18 protein-coding genes are annotated in these 21,560 nt (G+C 59.4%); 9 read left to right on the top strand and 9 right to left on the bottom strand.

Annotated features, from left to right (window positions below):
* The first annotated feature begins 5 nt into the window (after positions 1–5).
* Positions 6–1,115: an aspartate-semialdehyde dehydrogenase gene (gene asd / locus IH881_04240; GenBank protein ID MCH7866880.1), complete on the top strand. Its 1,110-nt coding sequence runs from the start codon at positions 6–8 to the stop codon at positions 1,113–1,115.
* Positions 1,116–1,133: 18 nt separating this feature from the next.
* On the opposite strand, the gene IH881_04235 is transcribed toward asd, so the two are convergent.
* On the bottom strand, positions 1,134–1,841 hold the full coding sequence (locus IH881_04235) for an ABC transporter substrate-binding protein (protein MCH7866879.1): 708 nt from the start codon (positions 1,839–1,841) through the stop codon (positions 1,134–1,136).
* Complete coding sequence (locus IH881_04230) at positions 1,828–2,682, bottom strand: VacJ family lipoprotein (GenBank protein ID MCH7866878.1); 855 nt, start codon at positions 2,680–2,682, stop codon at positions 1,828–1,830. Before IH881_04230 ends, IH881_04235 begins: the two co-directional genes overlap by 14 nt.
* 94 nt (positions 2,683–2,776) lie before the next feature.
* On the opposite strand from IH881_04230, the gene IH881_04225 reads away from it, so the two are divergent.
* Together IH881_04225 and IH881_04220 are read left to right on the top strand one after the other, a co-directional pair.
* On the top strand, positions 2,777–4,204 hold the full coding sequence (locus tag IH881_04225; GenBank protein ID MCH7866877.1) for a GMC family oxidoreductase: 1,428 nt from the start codon (positions 2,777–2,779) through the stop codon (positions 4,202–4,204).
* Entirely contained in the window at positions 4,201–4,638 is a 438-nt protein-coding gene (locus IH881_04220; GenBank protein MCH7866876.1) for a hypothetical protein, read from the top strand. The genes IH881_04225 and IH881_04220 overlap by 4 nt, the downstream gene beginning before the upstream one ends.
* A gap of 46 nt (positions 4,639–4,684) precedes the next feature.
* Here IH881_04220 and IH881_04215 read toward each other — a convergent pair whose 3' ends face one another.
* The 3 genes from IH881_04215 to IH881_04205 all read right to left on the bottom strand — a co-directional run bounded on the left by IH881_04215 (position 4,685) and on the right by IH881_04205 (position 8,103).
* Positions 4,685–4,972 (bottom strand): hypothetical protein, encoded by a 288-nt coding sequence (locus IH881_04215; GenBank protein ID MCH7866875.1) that lies wholly within the window; start codon positions 4,970–4,972, stop codon positions 4,685–4,687.
* Positions 4,973–4,982: 10 nt separating this feature from the next.
* The gene (locus tag IH881_04210) at positions 4,983–5,399 is read right to left on the bottom strand and encodes a DoxX family protein (protein MCH7866874.1); all 417 of its coding nucleotides are present in this window, start codon (positions 5,397–5,399) and stop codon (positions 4,983–4,985) included.
* Between the two features lie 313 nt (positions 5,400–5,712).
* Positions 5,713–8,103, bottom strand: a complete 2,391-nt coding sequence (locus IH881_04205; protein MCH7866873.1) for a CoA transferase — start codon at positions 8,101–8,103, stop codon at positions 5,713–5,715.
* A gap of 175 nt (positions 8,104–8,278) precedes the next feature.
* Between IH881_04205 and IH881_04200 the strand changes: the two genes are divergently transcribed.
* A complete protein-coding gene (locus IH881_04200; GenBank protein MCH7866872.1) occupies positions 8,279–8,917 on the top strand; it encodes a hypothetical protein in 639 nt (212 codons plus the stop codon).
* A 35-nt stretch (positions 8,918–8,952) separates the two neighbouring features.
* Here IH881_04200 and IH881_04195 read toward each other — a convergent pair whose 3' ends face one another.
* Positions 8,953–10,959, bottom strand: coding sequence for a sulfatase-like hydrolase/transferase (locus tag IH881_04195; protein MCH7866871.1), 2,007 nt, complete (start codon positions 10,957–10,959; stop codon positions 8,953–8,955).
* A gap of 322 nt (positions 10,960–11,281) precedes the next feature.
* Here IH881_04195 and IH881_04190 point away from each other — a divergent pair, with 322 nt between their 5' ends.
* Positions 11,282–12,007 carry a PilZ domain-containing protein gene (locus IH881_04190; protein ID MCH7866870.1) on the top strand — a complete coding sequence of 242 codons (726 nt, stop codon included), beginning with the start codon at positions 11,282–11,284 and terminating at the stop codon, positions 12,005–12,007.
* Between the two features lie 188 nt (positions 12,008–12,195).
* Here the strand turns inward: IH881_04190 and IH881_04185 are convergent, their stop codons facing one another.
* Positions 12,196–12,981, bottom strand: coding sequence for a methyltransferase domain-containing protein (locus IH881_04185; protein ID MCH7866869.1), 786 nt, complete (start codon positions 12,979–12,981; stop codon positions 12,196–12,198).
* Positions 12,982–13,075: 94 nt separating this feature from the next.
* Here IH881_04185 and IH881_04180 point away from each other — a divergent pair, with 94 nt between their 5' ends.
* From IH881_04180 to IH881_04165, 4 genes are all read left to right on the top strand, one after another.
* Positions 13,076–13,636, top strand: a complete 561-nt coding sequence (locus tag IH881_04180) for a DUF1232 domain-containing protein (GenBank protein MCH7866868.1) — start codon at positions 13,076–13,078, stop codon at positions 13,634–13,636.
* Positions 13,637–13,725: 89 nt separating this feature from the next.
* Positions 13,726–16,812, top strand: a complete 3,087-nt coding sequence (locus IH881_04175) for a fused MFS/spermidine synthase (GenBank protein ID MCH7866867.1) — start codon at positions 13,726–13,728, stop codon at positions 16,810–16,812.
* A gap of 172 nt (positions 16,813–16,984) precedes the next feature.
* Positions 16,985–17,566, top strand: coding sequence for a DUF1232 domain-containing protein (locus IH881_04170; GenBank protein ID MCH7866866.1), 582 nt, complete (start codon positions 16,985–16,987; stop codon positions 17,564–17,566).
* A gap of 12 nt (positions 17,567–17,578) precedes the next feature.
* On the top strand, positions 17,579–20,617 hold the full coding sequence (locus tag IH881_04165; protein MCH7866865.1) for a fused MFS/spermidine synthase: 3,039 nt from the start codon (positions 17,579–17,581) through the stop codon (positions 20,615–20,617).
* 21 nt (positions 20,618–20,638) lie between these two features.
* Here IH881_04165 and IH881_04160 read toward each other — a convergent pair whose 3' ends face one another.
* A complete protein-coding gene (locus IH881_04160; protein MCH7866864.1) occupies positions 20,639–21,118 on the bottom strand; it encodes a hypothetical protein in 480 nt (159 codons plus the stop codon).
* Between the two features lie 155 nt (positions 21,119–21,273).
* A partial coding sequence (locus IH881_04155; GenBank protein MCH7866863.1) for a hypothetical protein occupies positions 21,274–21,560 on the bottom strand: 287 nt, incomplete at its 5' end.

Raw genomic sequence — 21,560 nt, 5'->3', positions numbered from 1 at the left:
TGGACATTGCAGACATCGGATTTGTGGGTTGGCGGGGAATGGTCGGCTCGGTCTTGCTCGAGCGAATGCGCGCCGAAGGCGACTTCGCGGGCATTGTGCCGCGCTTCTACTCGACTTCTCAGGTAGGGAAACCGGCCCCGGACGTCGGGTGCGACGCACCCCCGCTCGCCGACGCCTACGATATAGCAGTCCTGGCGCGCCACGATGCAATCGTCAGCTGTCAGGGAAGCGACTACACAAAACAAGTCTTGCCTCAGCTAAGGCGCAACGGCTGGGAGGGTTATTGGATCGACGCCGCGCGCACCAAGAGAATGGACGACGACAGCGTGATCATTCTCGACCCGGTGAATCGTTCTGTGATCGATCGCGGAATCGAGAAGGGCATCAAGAACTACATCGGCGGAAACTGCACGGTGAGTCTCATGCTGATGGGCCTCGACGGCTTGTTCCGCAACGGCTGGGTGGAGTGGATAACCGCCATGACTTACCAGTCTGCATCCGGAGCCGGCGCCAAGGGAATGATCGAGTTGATGAACCAGATACACGCCCTCAGCAACGGGTGTGCAGAATTACAGTCAGATCCGGCGGCGAGCGCCCTCGATATCGACAAACGATTCGGAACCGTGATGGGCGGCGACAGCTACCCCACCGAGATATTCGGTGTCCCCCTGGCGGGGAGTCTGATCCCATGGATCGACGCTCCCATGGAAGAAGGTTCGACACTCGAAGAGTGGAAGGCTCACGCCGAGGGCAATAAAATTCTCGGCAGCGACCCCGCGATTCCGATCGACGGCATTTGTGTGCGAGTCGGCGCCATGCGCTGTCACAGTCAAGCGTTTACTGTCAAACTCAATTCGGATGTTCCGCTGGATGAAATCGAGAGCGCGCTGGCCGAGGCAAACGACTGGGTTTCACTCATTCCGAACGAAGTGAATGCCACGCGGGAGAAGCTCACGCCGGCCGCGGTGACGGGTAGCTTGACGATTCCAATCGGTCGGGTGCGAAAGCTTCGGATGGGCCCCGAATACCTCGGCGCGTTCAGCGTGGGCGACCAATTGCTCTGGGGGGCAGCTGAACCTCTCCGGAGGATGCTGGGCATCCTTCGCGAGAGCTAGGCGTCTTGGGTCAGGGTTCTAGGAGTCCGCAGCAGCGTCTTCGGACGCTTTCTGTCGCAGCATGTTCAGCAGTTCGTCGGGTCCGCCCTGGCGAATGATTTCCCTGAATTGCGAACGGAAATTCGAAACGGTGCTGACCCCCTCGATCGTCACGTCGATGATTTTCCAGGTGTCGTTGCGGTTGCGAACGCGGTAGTTCATCTCGATCCCGTCGACGTCGCCCCCGACGACCCGGGTCGTGACCGTAACGTCCCCGCGCTTCTCGAGACGTGCACCTCTGACTTCGACCGATTCGTCCGCGTAACCAACCAGCCGCGAGCCATAGAATCGCGAAAGATAGTGTTTGAATTGTTCTTCGAAGTCCCGCCGCTGGTCCTTCGAAAATCGCTTGTAGTTTCGCGCGAGGACCAGGCGTGAGATCGTGCGAAAATCAAAATTGTTGAACACGATCAACTCGATGGCCTTGACCTTGGCTGGTTGCTCGACCTCCTCATTCGATAGTTCCGCGATAACGAGGTCGATGATCTCAGTCACAAGTCCGTGGGCGGCTGTTGTCTTTGGATCCAGTGCGGGATCAAGCGCGGGATCAAGCGCCGGAGCCAGTGACGGGTCAGGTACGGAAGCTGGCCCTGCTGCGCGCGACGGAAAAGCCTCGAGCACCGTGGCGGTCAGCACGACGAGAATCAGTCCTGCAATTCGATTGTGTCGGAGATCAGGTTCCACCATTGACGTCCTCGTCGTCTGAGTCTTCGAAATCATCGTAGTAATAGAGTTCCTCTTCGTCCACGGGTTCCAACCCGGCTCCATCATTCACCTTGCTCTTCAGGTTCTGCAAATACGCGTCGCGGCGAAAGACATACCAGTCGAATGCGTCCCGGCGCTCCCGTGCCATCTGATCGAGAACTTTGGCGCGCGAATTGAGCAGCTCCGTTCCAGTGATTGTCGCACTGGACCAGAAGGGAATGAAGTACGAATAGGGCGAGCTAAAGGCGTCTGCGACCAATCCAATGGCCGAGCGAGGCGTTGAAGGTCCGAGGAAAGGAAGTTCCAGGTACGGCCCCGACGCAACACCCCAGACGGCCAGGGTCTGTCCCCAGTCTTCATCGTTCTCGGGCACGCCTTCCATGGAAGCAACGTCTACAATCCCTCCGAAACCGAAAATCGTATTTGCAATGAACCGCACAAAATCCACTCCGGCGGCGGCGGGTTTGCCCTGCAGGAGGTTGTGAACCAGAACGACGGGTTGGTTGACATGGTCGAACAGGTTCCCGATCCCCTTTTCGACGAAATCGGGAAGGACGAAATCCCAGACCGTTGCCGCGGGCTCGAATGCGTAAACGTCCACGGCCTCGTTGAAGGCGAATGTCCCGCGATTGAAGCCTTCCCAGGGATCGGCTTCAGATCGGGTCGCACAACCGCCCGCAGCGATCACGCATGCCAGCAAGATGAGCATCCATGCTGATTGCACCACTGCCTTGGGCAACAGTTTCATTGGCAACAATACCTTCGACAACAACTCCATTGGAAACAACAGAACGCGGTCGGCGGCAGGTGCTGGGGCACTCATCAAAAGTCTCCGTGGCAAACAGCGCTGTATGTTAGCGTTGCATCGGAGAATCGGAAGCTCGACGCGAACCTGATCCGAAGCACGAGGTTGAATTATGGCGGACCCATATGATGCCATTGTCGTTGGAACCGGGTTTGCCTCGTCGTTTTTCCTGCATCGTCTGCTCGAGGGCTTGGACCCCACAGCGCGAGTTCTGGTGCTGGAAGCTGGTCGACGACTTCCGCACGCGTGGCAACTCGCTCATCCCCAGGGCCTCGAAAAACTGGCGCGAGATACCTTCATCAACCGCACCCCAGAGAAGCCGTGGATTGTCCAACGTGCCTTCGGCGGGGGGTCGAACTGTTGGTGGGCCTGCACTCCGCGATTGCTACCAAACGACTTCAGGCTCAGGTCTACCTACGCCGTGGCCAAGGATTGGCCAATTGGATACGACGACCTCGAAGAATCTTACTGTCAGGCGGAAGAGCTGATGTCCGTTGCCGGGCCGAGCGACGATTCTCCTTTCCCCCGCAGTCGCCCCTACCCGCTTCCGGCGCATCGCATGAGCGATCCCGACAAGCTGCTGAAGCGCGCTTTCCCCGGATCCTTCTACGCCCAACCCACCGCCCGTCCCTCGCGAAACGTCCCGGGCAAACGTCCCCAATGCTGTAACAGCGGGGTCTGTCAGCTCTGCCCGATCGATTCCAAGTTCACGATTGAAAACTCAATGCGGCACGTCTATCTCGACCAGAGAGTTCAGCTCGAAACGAACGCGCTGGTACAGCGCGTCGACACCCAAAATGGTTTGGCAACCGGCGTTCAATACTTGCGCAACGGGCGCGAACACATGGCCCGTGGCGAACTGGTGGCTCTTGGCGCCAGTGCGATCTTCAACCCGCACATATTGAAACGGTCTGGGCTCGAACATCCCGAACTCGGTCGCAATCTTCACGAACAGACTTCGATCAAGGTCAGCGTATTGCTCGACGGCGTAGACAATTTCCAGGGTGGCTCGAGCATTACCGGCCATGGCTACATGCTCTACGACGGTCCCTGGCGCAAAGAGAGTCCCGCGATCCTGATCGAAACCTGGAACGTGCCGCGCCTGCGCAACGAACGGGGAAAGTGGCGCCATTTGCTAAAACTCATGTGCATCGTCGAACAATACCCGCGGCGGGAAAATCGCGTGGAATTGGCGAGCGAAGATCCGACTCGACCTGCGGTTACGTTCAAAAAGAAAAACTCGGATACCGACAAAGCGCTGGCCACCCTCGAGCGAGAGCTTCCGATCCTCATGGGTAAACTTCCCGTCGAGGACGTGATCATCGCCAAAGACTTCGTGGAGACCGATGCCCACGTGCTCGGCACGGTGGTGATGGGGGACGATCCTCTACTGAGCGTGGTAGACCGATACTTGATTCACCACCGAGTGCGCAACCTGTTGGTGCTCGGGGGCAGCGCGTTCCCAACCTCATCCCCGGCGAATCCCACGCTCACACTCTCAGCGCTATCGCTCTGGGCAGCGGATCACCTCATTCAATGACGTCCAAAGACTTCTGGCGGACTCGAGAAATGATGAAAAATCGCAGAACCCTGAACTGGACCCGCCGTCGCCTGCTTCAATGGCTTGGCGTCGTGGGCGGAGGGCTGCTCGCCGGAGGTTGCGGGCCAGAGACAGGGAGTGACGACGATGCTTCGGCCAGCTCCCAGCCGCCCACGCGATTGCTCGACCTCGCGCTCCGCCAACACTTCTCATACTTGTCAATCGAGCCCAGAGTGATCGAGGTATTTGCGAGAGACCTGACTCGTCATCAGGGACCGTGGAACCCAAAGACGAGTCCAGCGCCCTTCACACGCTTCCTTGCGTCAACCGACTTCTTTCAGAACGGAGCCGATGAGAGCCGGACGTTGCACTATGTCGCGTACTACGACCCGTACGTTTCCTCTTGCTACAACCCATTCGAAATTTCGACCTAGCAAGCTGGATAGCAGGTGGTGGGACGAGTCGATAGCAACGTTCGATTTACCAAAGCGAGCAACCCGGCCGCAAGGGCGGATCTGGCTTCGGATACTGCGCCTTCATCTCTTCGAGGGACACGTCGAGGAAGCGCTTGATGACCTCGATCCTGCATTCGCGACGCTCTGACCCGTTGCCCTCGGCACATTCCACCGCGACGACCGAGCTGACGTACTGCGATTTGGTCGGCTCCGCCGAGCAGCCGCCCCAAGCCAACATCAAGATCAAGCTCGCGAGCCAGGCTCGAACGGGATACAGACGCGGACTGTTGGTGGAAACTTCCGAAAATCCCATGGTCGATTCACTAACACATCCGGTCAAGCGACTCCACCGGGTCGGGCCGGGTCGCCCAGATAGCCCAGTAGATAAGGAGAAGCTGGAACGGAAGCCTCCCGTAGAGGGCGGCAGCTGAAACGCCGTCGGCGAGGAATTGATCGGGATGCAAGGCCATGTTGACGTTCGCCGGGAACACGGCGATCAAAAGCAGCACCAGGCCGTATCCCGCGTGTCGCCTCAATCTCGGCACCAATACGCCAATGCCGAAAGCGATCTCGAACATTCCACTCAGATAGACCAATTCGAGTTGGAGTGGCAGGTAGGCGGGCATGGTAGCAATAAACGAATCGGTGCTGGCAAAATGGAGTGCGCCCATTCCGGGGAATAAAACCGCCAAGCCAAAAAGGCCGATTCGTTTCGCAATACTCTCGGGCAGATTCAGCATTGCGACATGGTAGGCAATTGAACTGCGGTATCCGCCAATCAGCCCCGCCAACACGATCTACTGGATGCCCTCGCGAGCCGAGATTCACGCGTTAGCATACTCCCCCATGCAAGCTGCCCTCGAGACATCCCTCACCCAGTGGTTTGAATGGGCCCCTTACCTTTCTCGATGGGCTGGGGATTTCGTTGGGTGAGGTGTGCATTTCGGTGCTCTCGATCTTCAAGGTCCTTCGCTCAGGGTCTCACGATCGCTGATTCTCGTCAAGCCTAGAGGCCTGGGCGGCAACGCTACAGGGTCATCACTACATGGGTGGCTACATGAAGGTCGGACGTTCGCCGATGACCTTCTTTTCTCGAAGAACTTCGACCTCTTCATCAGACAGGCCCAGTTCTTCCTTCAACATCTGGTCATTGTTTTGACCGAGGGTCGGAGGCGGTGCGCTGTGGAGCTGTTTTCCCAGAATTGAAAAATTCATCGGGAAGCCCGGATAGCGAGTATCTCCGGTAGTTGGATGCTGCATGTTCTGAAAGAACTCGCGGTGCAAGAGTTGCGGATTGGGCATCAACTGGTGGCCGTTGATGAGTGGAGAAGCCGGCACACCCGCGTCGAGCAACTGCTCGACCACTCGATCGATCGATTGTTCGGCCAGCCACAGCTCCAATTTCTCGTCGATTCGATCGTGTTCCTTCCGGCGACCCGCCCGATCCTCGAGCGATGCATCAGCGCTCAGCGCTGCATCGCCCATCAATGCGCAAAGTGCCTTCCACTGCTCGTCGGTTGAGATCGAAAGGGCAAGTTCAGCACCGTTCGCGCACGAGTAGACGCCCTGGGGCGCAGCTGCCGGTGAACGATTTTCGTCGCGGCAAAGAACTTCGCCAAACGCCGAGTACTCGATCACCTGCTCTGCCGCGAGATTCAGTGCAACCTCGACCAGGGGGACCTCGATCAACTGTCCCTCACCGGTTCGCTTCCGATGTTCCAGAGCCGCCAACAGCGCAATGACCGCATGCATGCCGCCCACCGGATCGCACACCCCGCGGATTACCAGTGGGAGATCTTCATAGCCCGTCAACCAGGCCAACCCACTCGCCTGTTCAATCGTCATCGCGAACCCGGGACGATCCCGCCACGGACCGTCGAGCCCGAACGCGGGCATACGCACCATGATGATCTCGGGATTGATCTCGCGCACCGCTTCCCAGCCGAGGCCAAAGTTTTCCATCACCCGCGCAGAGAAGTTTTCGATCACGATGTCCGCTTTTTCAATCAACTGCTTCAACAACGACAGACCTTCCGGACTGTCGAACTGGAGGGTGACACCGCGTTTGCCCGTATTGGCGCCGGCGAAGACCGCCGACCATTCCCACATCTGCTCGACGGGTCGGGCACCGGCAAAGCGCATGCCGTCGGGGCGCTGAATGGATTCGACCTTGAGCACATCGGCACCCATGTCTGACAACAAGCACGTGCAAAGCGGTCCAGCCCAAAAGGTCGTCAGGTCGAGCACGCGCAGTCCATCGAGGGGAAGCGGGGTGCCAGCCGTACGCTCTGCAAACTCACCCTCGTACCCGGCGACTTCGTCGAGCACTTCTTGTGTGTGTTGCCCCAGCGAGGGCGAGGGTCCGGGGGGGCGCAGCTCACTCTTCTCGAACAGGTAAGGCGGTCGCGGCTGCACTACGCCCTTCTCGTTTTTCCGAAACGTTCCTCGCGCGGCGAAGTGATCGACATCGGGCAGAGTGCGTCCGTTGCCGACGGGTGCCACCGGCACACGCAGCATTGTCGCCAACTCGACAATTTCGTCTACAGTCCGTTCTCGGGTCCAGCTGTGGACGATATTCTGAATGAAATCAAGATGTTCCATCCGATGATGCCCATCGAGGTAGGAGCGATCTTCGGCCATTTCTTGTTGGCCGATCATGGCGCAGAAGTCGACCCACTGCTGACCCGTGATCGTGCAAAACCCCACCCAGCCGTCCTTGGCCGGCTCGATCGACGGAAGATCGATACCCCGCGGCAATCGACCCTGGGTCCACTGGCCGTTCAGGTCGTGATAAACCGTCATCGACAACACCAGGGCTTCGAAACTCGACACGTCAACGTATTGACCTGCGCCAGTCTTTCCGGCCGAAAGCCATGCGCACAATCCCCCCACCGCAGCGTAGGCTCCGACCACCCATTCGCCGAGTCGCCCTCCCGTTGCCACCGGCTTGCGACCGGGAAGGCCTCGGTAATCCGTCGAGCCGACCGCAGCCTGCAGCGTAAATTCGCTGCTGGGCCTGTCGCGCCAGGGGCCAGTCTGGCCAAAGGGAGTGATCGAAACCAGCGAGAGCCCCGGGTTGCGTTGCTGAAGAACAGCGAGCGAAAGCCCAAGTTCATCCAGGGTACCGGGTGCAAAACTTTCGATCAGGAGGTCCGCCGTCGCCGCCAGGTCGAGCAGGGCCGCCCTGCCCTCCACCGTATCGAGATCAATGACGACACTGCGCTTCGAAGCGTTCAAAAATTCGAACAAGGGGCCGTCGTCGCCAGCGGCGAGTTCAGCTCCCGACGCTGACCAGCGGCGCAACGGATCGCCCTGGGGTGACTCCACCTTGATTACGTTCGCGCCCGCGTCGACCAGGAGCTTCGTCGCATACGGTCCGGCAATTTCCGTCGCGAGATCTACGACTCGCAGCCCCGCAAAGGGCCACCGCTCATTGTCCGGCATTCATTTTTCTCCCAGCACCATTGATCGTCGCGGCTTCGGAGCTCCAGGACCCGTTTCCAAAAGGTAGATCCAGCGGGGGGCTAGATCCACGTCAATTCGGTGGATTTAATTCCGACCATTGGAGCGTTTCTGCTGGCCTTGCCTCGACGAACTTCGGGTGGCATGCTGAAACGCGATGAGCGACTCAGCGATTTTTGCAGATCACCCACAACTCTTCGTCCGGCAACGCAAAGAATGGACGGAGATCATGATCGATTGGGAAACCAAGAACCAGTACACGATCTTGGATGTCCACCAGAACGAAGTTGGCACGGTGGTTGAGAAGTCTGGCGGGATCGCCGATTTCTTGGCGCGGTCTTTCTTGCGTTCCCATCGGCCCTTCGAAATCGGCGTATTCGACTCGAACGGAGGACTCGCGCTCAAGTTGATGCGGTCGTTCTTTTTCCTCTTTTCGAACATGGAGATTCAGGATCCAACGGGGCGAACCCTCGGACGCGTTCAGCGACGCTTTGGATTGCTCTACCGAAAATACGATCTATATGACGAAGCCGGAATTCTCTTCGCTCGGATCAAGGGCCCCCTCTGGAAAATTTGGACGTTTCCCGTCGTAAGCACCAGTGGAATCGGAGAGGCCAGCATCACCAAACGTTGGGGTGGAGCCCTGCGCGAAATTTTTACCGATGCGGATACGTTCTTGATCGACTTCATGCAAGGTCAATGGTCGGAGCAACAGCGAAGAGTGATCTTCTCCGCGGCGATCAGCATCGACTTCGACTTCTTCGAGAATAATCAAGCGAACGATGGACTCATCTGAGAGTGGCCCGTCTGAGCTGAATCACGCGATTCAGCTCAGACCGGTGGATCTCTCATTGGCAATTCGGATCGATAGCTGTCGCGATTATTTTCAAAATCTCGCACGACCGCGCTCGATGCACCGGCCGCCTTCAATTTCTCGATGACCTCTGTCTCGATCTGGATCGCCTCTTCGAATCGACCCTGTTCCGCCAGGGCAGCGGCCAAGGTGTCGAGATAAGCGGGGTCGCGCTTTCCGAGGTTCGCGATTGCCTGCCGTATCAATCCAACTGCCTTGGCACCGTCGCGCAAGCCCGGGTCGGGAATTGTGGCGAGGAGCCAGGCATAGTTGTTGACGTTGCTCGAAATCTCAGGACAGTCCGAAACGGCAGCACTGATCACGTCCCGTTGCTCCTCGAATCTCCGCTCGACGTGAAGCAATCGATTGAGCATGCTGACCGTCTCTTCGTGACATACACGCTCCAGATTCAGGATGAATAATTCGGCGATCGCATCCTGGTTCCTGCCTTCGGCCGCGAGTGCGGTCACCATCCTTTCTTTTATACGGAGATCCTGGGGATTGAACTCCAGGCTTCGACGCAGCAGGGGAATTGCGTCAGTCCATCGCTCGGCACCTTCATAACTCTCGCTCAGAAGGTTCGTCGCCAGAGAACTGTCGGGATTTCGCCGCAAAAACGGCTCGGCCCACTCGAGTGCAGCTTCGAACTTCTTTGCGACGATGGCCCCAACTGCAAAAGCGATGAGATCCATGTCTTCAGTTTTTGTCGTCGGATCCTCGCCAAATACTTCGAGGGATTCGCCTTCACTCGCGAACGACTTGCCACCCGCGACCTCGACATAGCCCAGGGCCCGAAGCTGCAATTCCACCTGGTGCGTCAGTTCATCGACGGAAGCCATGCTCTTTGCAGGCGCTGCGCCGAGAATCAATTCGAGTTTCGCGTGGAGTCGTGCCGCAACATCGGGCTCGGCGGCGATCCGATTATTGAGTTCATCGGGGTCTGTTTTGACATCGTAGAGTTCGGGATTGACCTTGTGAATGTACTTCCAGCGCCCCTCCCGAACGAAACGCAGTGGCGAAATATTGAACGTCGACACGACGCGGCTCGCTTCTCCATACGCCGTGAGATCGAGAGCCGAATGCGCTTCGCCCAGCAACGGTGCAAGCGACACCCCGTCGATGTCGTCCAGCGGATAGAGCCTGAGGAGATCGAGAGCAGTCGGGGCAATGTCCACGCTGCGCACGAGGGACTCGATCCGCTTGCCGCCGGACACTTCCGGAAGGCCCCAGAAAATCATGGGAATGCGCATCGTTGTGTCGTAGATAAAGTAGCTATGCGTGCGTTCGCCGTGCTCGAGCAGACCTTCGCCGTGATCGGCCGTCACGATCACGAGCGTGTTGTCGCGCAACCCGAGTTTCTCCAATTCCTCTATGAAGCGTCCCATCTGAGAATCTTGGTATGCCACTTCCGCGTGGTAGGGACTATCGGATATCTCTACGCTGAATGGAGGAGGTGCCTGGTAGGGTGCGTGTGCGTCAAAGTAGTGAAGCCAAAGGAAGAACTTGTCATTTCGATGCTGGCGCACGAATCGGATGCCGCTGTCGGTGATGTCGGAACCATCCCGCACCATGGTGACCTCGGCCTTGATCTCCCCGTCGCGTTCGCGAAACAGAGACTTCAATCGCGCCCCTTCACTGTGGGGACCTCGCACCGTCGAGTAGCCCTGACTGATCTGGGTTTCTTCCCGCATGACGATCGCCGCGACCTCTGCCCCGGTCACATAGCCAGCGGATTTCAGGACCTCGGCCAGGGTGAGATGATCATCTGAAAGGACGTAGCCCGCGTTGCCCCTCACTCCGTGAGCGAACGGATATTTTCCGGTGAAGATGGTGGCGTGGGCGGGAACGGTTTCGGGGCTCGAAGTCATGACGTCTTCGAACAGCGTGCCTTCTTTGGCCATCCGGTCGAAACTTGGCGAGGTCGCGAATGACTGACCGTAGGCACCCAGAGCGTCAGCCCTGGTGGTGTCGAGGGTAATGATCACCAGATTTGGCGACTCTCGCGTCGGCGGCGCGACCGGTGCAACAGGTGATGGATCCGACTCTTCGCGGCACCCTATCAGCAAACCCGCAACCGAAAAACAGAGGGAAAAAATAAGAGCAGTGCGGATACTGCAGTTGCGAGTCGACAAGTTTCCAATTCTCCTAACCCATCTCGAGGGTCCGAAGGCCTCAGCATAGGACAGATGGATTCAGATGCTGTTTCCGCACGTAGTCCGCGGCAGCTGCAGTGCAAGGCGCTCAGCCTCAATGGCGAACTGGGCGATAGGATCGACACGTACTCGGCCTGGCCGCACGGAGAGTTTCGTGGAAGACGATCAAATCGACAAGGATTCGAGCCTGATTCTGATCCTGTGTGATGAGAAACTGGAACGACTCTACGCGCTGCAGTTTTGCGAAATAGCCGAAGATCATTCACTCGAATTTCGCTTCGTCAGCGATCCCAAATTGTTCCTGCTCCTGTGCCTGCAAAACCCTCCGGCAGTTGGGTTGGTCGACCTGGCTGCGTTGATCCGTGGCAAGACCGAAGGCATGAACAAGCTCTTCGCCATTCGCAGCGTGTGGCCTGTGCTGCGAAGCAGGATCGGCTCCGATGGCAGCGCAGAAATCATGCGCATGAGTCCGCCGCTAAAGGGGCCATTCCAGGAAGCGATTATCGACATCCTGGACGGGGGATCTGCGTGGGAGAACGCAATTGAATCGAGAATGTATCTGCGCTGCCCGGTGACCTGTCGCGCTCGCCTGCGTGTCGCCGGAAGCGACGACGAATGGAGTCGCGTCAACATCAAAGACCTTTCCCGGGGCGGCTGTCTTGTCGTCGCATCCACTCCCCCCGCAACAGGGACGCGAATCGAGATCGAGGTTTGCGATCTACCGGGGGGTAGCGCCGTTTTGGATGCGGAGATCGTCTGGTCCTGTCAATGGGAGGACAGCCCTGATGTCCCGCAGTGTGGGGTGCGATTTGTCCAGGAGTCGTTTCCCGAAATACTTCACAATGCGCTGGGCGATCCCACCTTCGCGAAACTTCTGTAGCCACCTTCCGCCGCTTCCAGAAGTAGGAGCCTGACCCAAGACTCTCGTGGGAAGCCCAGGCGTCGAGGCGCGCCGCTGGCAAGGCGCGGAATCGCAGCTGTAGCTGGCTACAGCAAGGTTACGCAACGCAGCCAGCGGCGATGCATCGGCGCATGGGCGTCGCGACGAGTCTTGGGTCAGGCTCCTAGCTATCGCCTCGACCGCGAATGCGGGATGTCGGCCCGACTCCCCACCACGAGCCCTATGGGTACGGACCAGTCGCATTCACCGTGCACGCTGAAGCGCTTTCGCACTCGGTCGGAAGCTTCGGCAAAACACGAGCGCAGTGCCACAACGTCGTCGTCCGGAGTTCTCGAGCGAGTCACCCAATCTTCAAATTCGAGCGGGATGTCCCAGCTTTCCAGTTCCTGCAGCTCAAAGCCAACCTTGGCGAACATCTCGGTCCACTCGGAGACGCGGTAGTCCCGGACGTGGCTGGAGTCTCGCAGCAACTCGATGGTATTCAGGAAGCTGTCGAACTCGTCGTCGTCGGGCGAGAAGGAGTCGATCAGAACGAAGCGTCCCCCGGGTTTGAGGACCCGCGCCACTTCGCAAAGGGCCGCGGGAACGCTGGCGTAATGGTGCGCGCTTTGGCGTGAAGTCACGCGGTCAAAGGATGCGTCCGGGAACGGCATCGATTCTGCCGATGTCAGCTCGAACGATACGTTGGCAAGGCCTCGCTCCGCGGCCAGTCGCCTGCCCTGGTCGAGCATTGCCGGGGTTGGATCCGACGCCACGACCTCGCGGGCCTGGGTCGCGAACAACAATGCTGTGTGCCCTGCCCCCGACCCGATATCCAGCACGCGCTCTTCGCCGGAAAGCGCTCCCGCCGCGAGCATGGCTGGGAGATCCGGCCCCGCCGCGTGGTAGTTGAAGGATGCGTAGTCCTCGGCCGCGGGGCCAAACTGTTGTTCGACACTTCGTTTGACGCTCATGGAACTCTTCCTTCTATTACAAATTGATCTGGCTATTATACGCGGCCGAGTCTGGCCCCATAAAACACAAAGCCCTGGGAGGGCGCAAGCATTCATGACAACCGAATCCTCGATCAAAGTCAGCTTCGAACTCACGAAACGCGACATCAAGTATTTTCGCGAACGCCTCAAGCGCACGCGCACGAATCGCAGTGATCAAGACGAAGCACAGCTGATCAAGAGCGCCTCGACCCTGGTACAGAGGGCCATCGAGGCCGAGTCGCCCGACTTCGTGCGCATTCGCCTCAAGACCCTCGAAAAACTGGTCGAGATGGTACGAGATACCGAGTGGCGCCTCGAAGGTCGTGACCGGGCCCGGGTGTTGGATGCACTGGCATATTTCGCGGATCCAGAGGACTTGATCCCCGATCGCATTCCCGGCATCGGATACATCGACGATGCGATCATGATCGAGTTGGTCGCCCGAGAACTCAAGCACGAGATCAAGTCCTATGATGACTTCTGCGCATTTCGAGGCCAACGCGGCAAGAAGATCGACGACGAAAAACTCGAAGTGCGGCGGCAATCGCTTCAGCGCAGAATGAGACGACGACGACGAAGCGATACAGAGCGCATGCGCACAACTTCGATCAAATCGCCATTCAGACTTTGGTAACGTTTGCAAATGCAGGTATTCGACATCGCCCGTGCTCCCATTCATGACTGCAGTCGTTTCTTGGGGCGAATCATGATCGTCGCTGCGGGATGAGAGATCGCTCCTTCATCATCGTTGCGGCCTGCTTCTTCCTTTCTGGTTTCGCGGCCCTGATCTACGAAACGGCCTGGACCCGCGAGTTTTCTTTCGTCTTCGGCACCTCCGAACTCGCGGTCGCGACGGTACTGGCTGCCTACATGGCGGGACTTGCCGGAGGTGCTGCTGTCGGCGGCCGCATCGCGGTCAGCACCCATCGCCCTCTGGCGCTTTACGCGTTCCTCGAATTGGGCATCGGAATCGCAGCGCTCCTGGTACCCGTGGCCCTTTGGGGCGCGACCCAACTGCTGATCGCGCTGTTTGGGCAACAGAGTGCATTTGGCGAAACGAACCCCCTGGCAATCTCTACTTTCTATCTGGTGACAACCTTCGTCATCGTCATGATTCCCACTTCCTTCATGGGTGCCACGCTGCCACTCCTGTCTCGCCAGGTAGTGAGCAACGACGCGGAGATTGGACCACGCATCGGCGCGTTGTACGCCATCAATACTGCGGGCGCCGTAGCGGGTACGCTCACCGCGGCCTTTGCACTTCTGCCCACCCTGGGTATTCGCGGAACCGTCTACGTTGCGGTTGCGGCCAATGTGCTCGTGTTTCTGATCGTCGCGTATCTCGTCCGCAGCGCAGCGGTCGCGGTGGCGCCGGAGCCGAGCCGCGAAGATTCACAGGTCTCGAGTCGATCTGCGCCGCGCCGGATGCACTTCATTCTGCCTCTGATCTTGTTTTCCGGTGCGCTCTCGTTCGTCTATGAGGTTCTCTGGGCGAGGTTGCTCTCCCAACTGCTCGGCGGAAGCATCTATGCATTTACAACCATGCTGGCGAGCTTCCTGCTCGGAATCGCCATCGGCTCCGCCGGCGCGAGTCGGCTCGCGAACTCACCGGTGCGCGCACTGAAGCTCTTCGCCTGGGCCCAGGTGGGTATCGCACTGCTGACCGGCGCCGCTTTCGCAGCGATTGATTACGCCAGAACGGTGATCCAGCTGTTGGGCGGCGCGAGTCATCTTGTCGTCGATGTCACACTCGCGATGATGGTCTTGTTGCCCGCAGCAATCTGCATTGGCGCAACCTTTCCCTTCGCGGTGCGAATCCTGGCTCGCGACGCCGACGATGCCGGCCCGGCGAGCGCCCGGGTCTACAGCTGGAACACGGTTGGGGCGATCGCGGGTTCGATCGGAACCGCTTTCATCCTGCTGCCTGAGCTCGGCTTCCGCGACACGATTGCGCTCGGGATCACCGCCAACCTGGGAATTGGGGCCGCCGCTCTGTTCTTCGCTGGACAGAAAAAAATTCTCCTGGCCATCCCCGCCGCGGCGGCCGTGTTGCTCGGGTTGCTCTTGCCCGGAGAGCCTTGGCAGGTCCTGCGCACTACCCCGCTGGGTCGCAGCAATGCCCCCATCGCCGGACATGTCGACTTCTTCGAGGTTGGCCGCAGCGCGACGGTCCTGCTGACCCGGACCTCACCCACCGAGTGGAGGCTTTCAACAAACGGCCTGCCGGAGTCGATGGTCTCCACGCCAGAAGAACCTCCAACAAAATTGGCGACCGCAGTCATGCTCGGAACCATTGGGCCCCTGTTGCGACCGGAGGCGCGCTCGATGTTGGTCGTCGGGCTGGGCGGAGGCGTGACGGTCGAGCAGATCCCCCTCAACATCGAACGAATCGACGTCATCGAACTCGAGGAGGAAGTCGTCGCGGCCAATCGCTGGCTGGGAGATCGGCGAGCAATCGACCCATTCGCAGACCCGCGCGTACATGTGCACATCAACGACGCGCGCAGTGCGCTCTTTCTGAGTGATCAGAAGTTCGACGTCATCGCAGCGCAAGCATCGCATCCGTGGACTGGGGGCGCGGCGCATCTCTATACGGGAGAATTTTTCGGACTGGCGTCCGATCACCTCAACGAGCAGGGGGTCCTCGTTCAATGGATCGGCAGGGCCTTCGTCGATGTAGACCTGTTGAAGACGATGGTCGGAACCCTGCTCGACCACTTCGAATACGTTCATGTCTATCGAAATATTCTCTTTGTCGCCTCGAACTCTCCTCTGCCCGACTTGCTCGATTTCGACGCGCTTCGTGTGCATGACCCCGACATCTCGATTCGCACGGGGCTCTACACGCAAGAGGACTTCGCCACCTATCTGCTGTTGGATTCCGAAGCAAGTGTCGCGTTTGCTCAGAATGCCGAGCTGACTTCGGACGATCGAAACCTGCTCCAAATGCGGTCTCCGAAGATTGGCCGACTGTCGAAAGACGAAAAAGCCCAAAGCAAGCGCAAAGTCAACAGTGCCTTTCGCACCCACGATCCACTCCGACGTTTTGTCGCGGAGGGCAGGCTCGATGGGGTCGAGTTGGCGCTGGCGCTGAAGTCCCAACAACAGGTTGAACGCGCTTTCGAACTGGCCAAGCGCCTCGATAAACCGAAGGATCGCGAGACTCTTCGACTGTTGGGAATTGGGGGATCGGCGGGTCGCCCCCGACTCATTCAATACTTGAAGAAGTACCCGGGTGATGCCAGGGTTCGAGCGCAATTGCTCCGGTACAGCTTCGCTTCCTCGACAAGGGTCGAGGTCGATCAACTACTGCCCGACATCGACCCCACCCCCGCGGAACAAGATCTCATTGACGCGATGCTGCGCAGTGGAAAAAGCGATTGGCAGGGAGTCCAGGCTCTGGAAAAGCAACTTGCAGCCATTTCCCCCACCAACGCGCTCTACCAAGAAGCCGTATTTCTCCGAGCCAACTGGCGAATCGAAACCGGAGACTCCATCCACATCCGGAATGCGATCGAGATCATCGACGTCGCCTATCGCGCTACGCGATCGAATCGGCTGTTGCTGCTGCGCTCCCGAGCGGCGGAGGCGATGGGCGACCCGCGGGCTGCGATCGCATCCCTGGCGCGCATCAACCTCGTGGGAACTCGAAAAAAGGACCCGGGACTGCGCAATCACGTCCGATTGAAATTGCGGGGCATTGTCGCTGAAGGCAAAGACGCCGAGTGGCGCGATAGAATTTTGCAAACTCGTTTTAGAACTGAAGTCCCTGGCGCTGCCCAGAGCGATGCGATGCCTGCGGCCCACTAGGAACTGCAGGTTTCACCCGACTCCTGAAACTCTCCAATCGATTTCGCTCGAGCCCGCGAAGCCGGGTTTTGCACTGTGGCGTTCGACGGCGCTATGGTGGACCCTCTGATAGACTCAAAGCCGGGCTACCGTAGCCCACGGTCGAAAACCCGAAATTGGAGATCCGTCCGCCATGCCCTTGAAAGTCACGTTCGAACTGAGTGATCAGGATCTGGATTACTTCCGAGGAATCTTGGCCGAGGTCAAGTCGCGATCCGATAGCGAGTCGAGCGACGAATTGATTTCCCGCGCCACCGCCGCACTGGCCGAACTCCCCACCGAAGCCCCGGAATTCGTAATCGAACGCACCGAAAAGCTGCGCTCGATGATCGACATGGTGAACGACAAGGAATGGCGCCTTGAAGGGGAGGACCGCGAACGAGTCGTGCGAGCCCTCGCCTACTTCGCAGACCCCAAGGATTTGATCCCCGACTGCGTCCCCGGGATCGGTTTCCTCGATGACGCGATCATGATCGAGTTGGTCGTGCAAGAGCTCGAGCACGAGATCGAAGCCTATTCAGATTTCTGCCGTATGCGCGAGAAGAAGGACATGATCCTCAAATCCGGCAACGGCGGCCCCACCAACCGCGAGGAGTGGCTGGAAGCGAGGCGGGTACAACTTCAACAGCGGATGCAGAGACGCCGGCGGCGGCGCGCAGATTCAGACCGATCTCAGCGGACGCGCGCACGCAAGTCGCCGATCTCTCTCTGGTAAACACCCCGAAGAATGCGCCGCAACGTATCGTTCTCCCTGCTCCTGGTCTGTTTTTTCCTTTCGGGACTGGCGGGCCTGATCTACCAGACCGCGTGGACCCGCGAATTCGCATTCGTATTCGGGACCTCGAATCTCGCCGTGGCGACGGTGCTCGCAGCCTACATGGCGGGCCTGGCGGCTGGAGCAGCTGTTGCGGCCCGCTTTGCCCACCGGATCACCCGGCCGCTGCTCACCTATGGCCTGTTGGAGTTGGGGGTCGGGCTGAGCGCTCTGGGCGTTCCCTTCGCGATTGATGGCTCTCAGGCGCTGCATGTGGCGCTGCTCGGAGGGCAGGCAGCACTTTCGAGCACTGGCGGACTCTCGACGGCCCTGTTTTATCTGGTTTGCTCCTTCGTAATTCTGATGGTCCCGACCGCCATGATGGGCGCGACCCTACCGCTGCTGGTGCGCCACTCGGTGCACACTGAAGATGAGATCGGCAGCAAGATCGGTCTGCTCTATTCGATCAACACGGCCGGGGCGGTGGTGGGAACCATCGTCGCGGCGTTTCTGCTGCTCCCGACCCTCGGTCTGCGCCAGACCATCTATGTGGCGGCTGGATTCAATGGGCTGGTGTTTCTGGCCGCCTGGGCCCTGGCTCGCAGCGCAGGGAACCGACTTTCGACCGATCGAGCTCTGCCGACCCGCGACCTGCCCGCTGCCGGCAAGACGGCGTGGATGCTTCCGCTGATTTTTGTTTCCGGCATGGTCTCCTTCACCTACGAAGTCCTCTGGGTGCGCCTGCTCGAGCACATGCTCGGCGGCAGCGTCTACGCATTTTCAACCATGCTGGCCAGCTTCTTGGCTGGCATCGCCCTCGGCGCAGCGGTGGCCTCACGGCTGGGCACAACCCGCGAGCGAGCCGCGAGCGGTTTTGCGATCGCTCAACTTGGCATCGCTGGACTCTCCCTGGTGGCCTTTTCCGCAGTGGACTGGATCCCGTCACTGACCGAGAGCTTGAGACACAGCGGCTACTCCAAGCTGCTGGTCGACTGGGTTGCATCGACGCTGACTCTCTTCCCAGCGGCTGCGCTGATCGGTGCCACCTTCCCATTTGCAGTGCGCGTGATGGCCAGGAACGAAGCCGACGCAGGTCCCGCCAGCGCTCGGGTTTACGCTGTGAACACCCTGGGATCGGTTGTGGGCGCAATCACTGCGGGCTTCTTCGTGATTCCCGTCCTCGGCTATGCGGGCACGCTGATCGCCTGTGTGGCCCTCAATCTGATGCTCGCGATCGCCACCGCGTGGGGCCTGGTCGATCGGCGCCCTCGGCGGCTGCAAATCGCCGGGGCGGTCGGTCTGGTGGCATTGGTGATGCTTCCCCCTGGTCAACCCTGGAAGATTCTGCGCTATTCGGCGTTGGCTCGTGCTGCCAACCAGGAGGACACGATCCGCTACCTGGGAGTCGGACGGGCCGCGACGGTTTTGCTGCTGGAATCTCCCGTTCAATGGTTCCTCCGCACCAACGGCAACCCGGAAGGCCGAATAACCCGACCGGGAATACCCCGGGACCAGGGGCTGGTGGCTCGCTGGCTGGGGGGGCTGCCCAGCCTGGCTCGGCCCGAGGCGAATTCGCTGTTGGTCGTCGGCTTCGGGGGGGGCCTGGCGCTCGAGACCGTCCCGTCGCTGATCGAGCAGATCGACGTGATCGAGTTGGAGCCCGAAGTGGTCGAGGCCAATCGCAGCCTGGGCGATCTGCGCTGGCGGGATCCCTTGAAGGATCCCCGAATCACCGTGCACCTGAACGACGCGCGCAACGCCCTGATCCTGACAGACCAGCGCTTCGACGCGATCGTGTCGCAGCCGTCGCACCCCTGGTCGGCCGGCGCATCCCATCTCTATACCCAAGAGTTTTTCGAACTCGCGCAAGACCACCTCGAGCCCGAAGGAGTGTTCGTCCAGTGGATTGGGCTGCACTTTGTCGACGAGCCACTGTTTCGGACTTTGCTCGCCACCCTCGGCGAAGTCTTCGATTACGTCCAGGTTTACAATCCGGCCGGCAGCGCTGGAGTGTTGTTTCTCGCTTCGGACGCTCCCTTCGACATGCCAAACTCCGCGGCCCAGGCGATTGCCAAAGCGCCTGAGGATTTTCGACACCTCAACGTCTATTCCCGCGAGGATGTCCTTGCGAGTCTGATCCTGGACGAGAAAGGAGTGCGTGAACTTGCGCGGGGTGCCGAGATCAATCGAGACGATCACAACATCATCCAGCTTCGAACTCCCAGGATTCTCGGCCGCGCCATCGGAGGGCGAATCCATCAGCTGGTCAGTCTGCACGACCCGCTGCCTGCACTTTCGCGCGATCGGCTGGACGTCTTCTACCTGATGAGCCTGCTCAAGCACGGGCGCAGTGAGCAGCTCGCCGAGAGCCTGGAAAACCCCCTGGACATCGAGGTTGCTGGCGCGATCAGGAACGCAGCCGTGCGCAAGTCTGAGACTGCGCGCAAAGCATTGGAATCGGTGTTGGAGGAAGATCCGCGGCACCTGCAAGCACGCTCGGCGAGACTGGCTCTGTCGAAGTACGCGATCGGTCACGGCGCCGATCCCGCGGATTTCGTCCAGCTACCCCTTTACGGGGCAGAACAGGCGGTGGTCTCCGGCTGGATCGCCGAGGTCGCAGAAGACTGGGAGACATTGCGCACCCTCGACTCTGCGCTCGCTGTGATTTCGCGCCAGCACCCCCTCTCGGGCCAGGCCTCATGGCTGCAAACGCAGTGGCGCATCGCGGGTGATGAACCCCGACTGGGGGAAGAGGCCGTTGAGATCATCGACCGGGCGATTTCGATTTCTCGCTGGTCTGACCGCACGTTGCTTCGAGCCCAAGCAAGCGTCCTGGCCGGGGATCACCTGGCAGCCCTCGATTCCCTCTCGAAAATCAACCCTCGGTTTCTCGCCAACCGATCGAAGAGCCAGGAGTTCGCGCGGCGGGCGAAAAGCGTGCTGCTCAGGATTCCGCGCGATCCGCAACTCGAAAGGCTCCGAATCCAGGTCGACCGCCTGCTGGGTGAATGAGGCATCGATGGATGGGTGGAACTAGATCTCTCCGAGGGGCCGCACGAAGGTATCGTCGTAGGATGCGTATACGAAGATGTCCCAAGCTGTTGCAATGCGCCCTGCAGGCGCCACAAAGGGCACTGACACGACAAAAAGAGCGAAGCCACCCAGGGTGGCCACGACACCAACCGGTCGCAATACAACCGCGTCGAACACCGAGAGTCCCACCAATTCCCAGTCGAATTCTTCGACCTGTTCGACTTTCACGACTTCTGTGACTTCTTCGACTTGTGTGACTTCTTCGATTTCTGTGGCTTCTGTGACTTTTTCGGTCTCCACCTCGACAACCGAGCCCGAAGCTTCCTCTGCTTGATCAGTGCCCGCGTTCATCGCCGCCAGTGACCCAGCGGAGGCGATGCTGAATGCGGCGATGAGCCCAACCAGGGATCTCCATCGCACTCTCAACCGCACCCGCGACTTCACTACGTTGGACACGTTGGACACGTTGGACGCGAACATTCTGACCTACCTCCCCGACACCCTATCGATGGTTACTCTTCGACACGATACAGCATTGGGCCCCCAGCGAATCGCCAGGGCCACAAAACGTTCAAGGGCACGGCCGTGTTATGGCCGTGCCCTTGATGTTTCTGCGTGATTCGTTTTGCGGGGATCTACGCCTCGCTAGCGAACCGCCTTCGAAGCATGAAACCTGCCGACAGGGCGATCAAAGTGGCGACGGTCGCAAGACCGGCCGGACCCATCGAAGGCGTCAAAAGGCCGTCGTCGAATACCAACGTAACCACGTCCAGTGCCGGGAATTCCAGATGTGACGTGGTTCGATTCGTGGTACCGCCTGCAACCAGCGTAATGGAGCCGTTGCCGTTGCCATCTCGCCCGTCGAAGCCCCGAGCAGTCAGGGTGTCGGTTTGCGGAGATGCGCCCGCAAGCTCGACGTTCA

This window comes from Myxococcales bacterium (assembly GCA_022563535.1).
In the GTDB taxonomy this organism is placed as follows: Bacteria; Myxococcota_A; UBA9160; order UBA9160; family UBA4427; genus DUBZ01.
Note: the sequence above shows the minus strand (reverse complement) of the source record. Positions and strands in the feature narration are given on the sequence as shown.

What these genes read in the sequence shown, in the direction of transcription:
- IH881_04230 (MCH7866878.1), bottom strand. Translation starts at nt 2,682, where the DNA reads ATGAGTGCCCCAGCACCTGCCGCCGACCGCGTTCTGTTGTTTCCAATG.
- IH881_04185 (MCH7866869.1), bottom strand. Translation starts at nt 12,981, where the DNA reads ATGAGCGTCAAACGAAGTGTCGAACAACAGTTTGGCCCCGCGGCCGAG.
- IH881_04170 (MCH7866866.1), top strand. Translation starts at nt 16,985, where the DNA reads ATGCCCTTGAAAGTCACGTTCGAACTGAGTGATCAGGATCTGGATTAC.
- IH881_04210 (MCH7866874.1), bottom strand. Translation starts at nt 5,399, where the DNA reads ATGCTGAATCTGCCCGAGAGTATTGCGAAACGAATCGGCCTTTTTGGC.
- IH881_04225 (MCH7866877.1), top strand. Translation starts at nt 2,777, where the DNA reads ATGGCGGACCCATATGATGCCATTGTCGTTGGAACCGGGTTTGCCTCG.
- IH881_04160 (MCH7866864.1), bottom strand. Translation starts at nt 21,118, where the DNA reads ATGTTCGCGTCCAACGTGTCCAACGTGTCCAACGTAGTGAAGTCGCGG.
- IH881_04200 (MCH7866872.1), top strand. Translation starts at nt 8,279, where the DNA reads ATGAGCGACTCAGCGATTTTTGCAGATCACCCACAACTCTTCGTCCGG.
- IH881_04180 (MCH7866868.1), top strand. Translation starts at nt 13,076, where the DNA reads ATGACAACCGAATCCTCGATCAAAGTCAGCTTCGAACTCACGAAACGC.
- IH881_04235 (MCH7866879.1), bottom strand. Translation starts at nt 1,841, where the DNA reads ATGGTGGAACCTGATCTCCGACACAATCGAATTGCAGGACTGATTCTC.
- IH881_04165 (MCH7866865.1), top strand. Translation starts at nt 17,579, where the DNA reads ATGCGCCGCAACGTATCGTTCTCCCTGCTCCTGGTCTGTTTTTTCCTT.
- IH881_04205 (MCH7866873.1), bottom strand. Translation starts at nt 8,103, where the DNA reads ATGCCGGACAATGAGCGGTGGCCCTTTGCGGGGCTGCGAGTCGTAGAT.
- IH881_04175 (MCH7866867.1), top strand. Translation starts at nt 13,726, where the DNA reads ATGAGAGATCGCTCCTTCATCATCGTTGCGGCCTGCTTCTTCCTTTCT.
- IH881_04220 (MCH7866876.1), top strand. Translation starts at nt 4,201, where the DNA reads ATGACGTCCAAAGACTTCTGGCGGACTCGAGAAATGATGAAAAATCGC.
- IH881_04215 (MCH7866875.1), bottom strand. Translation starts at nt 4,972, where the DNA reads ATGGGATTTTCGGAAGTTTCCACCAACAGTCCGCGTCTGTATCCCGTT.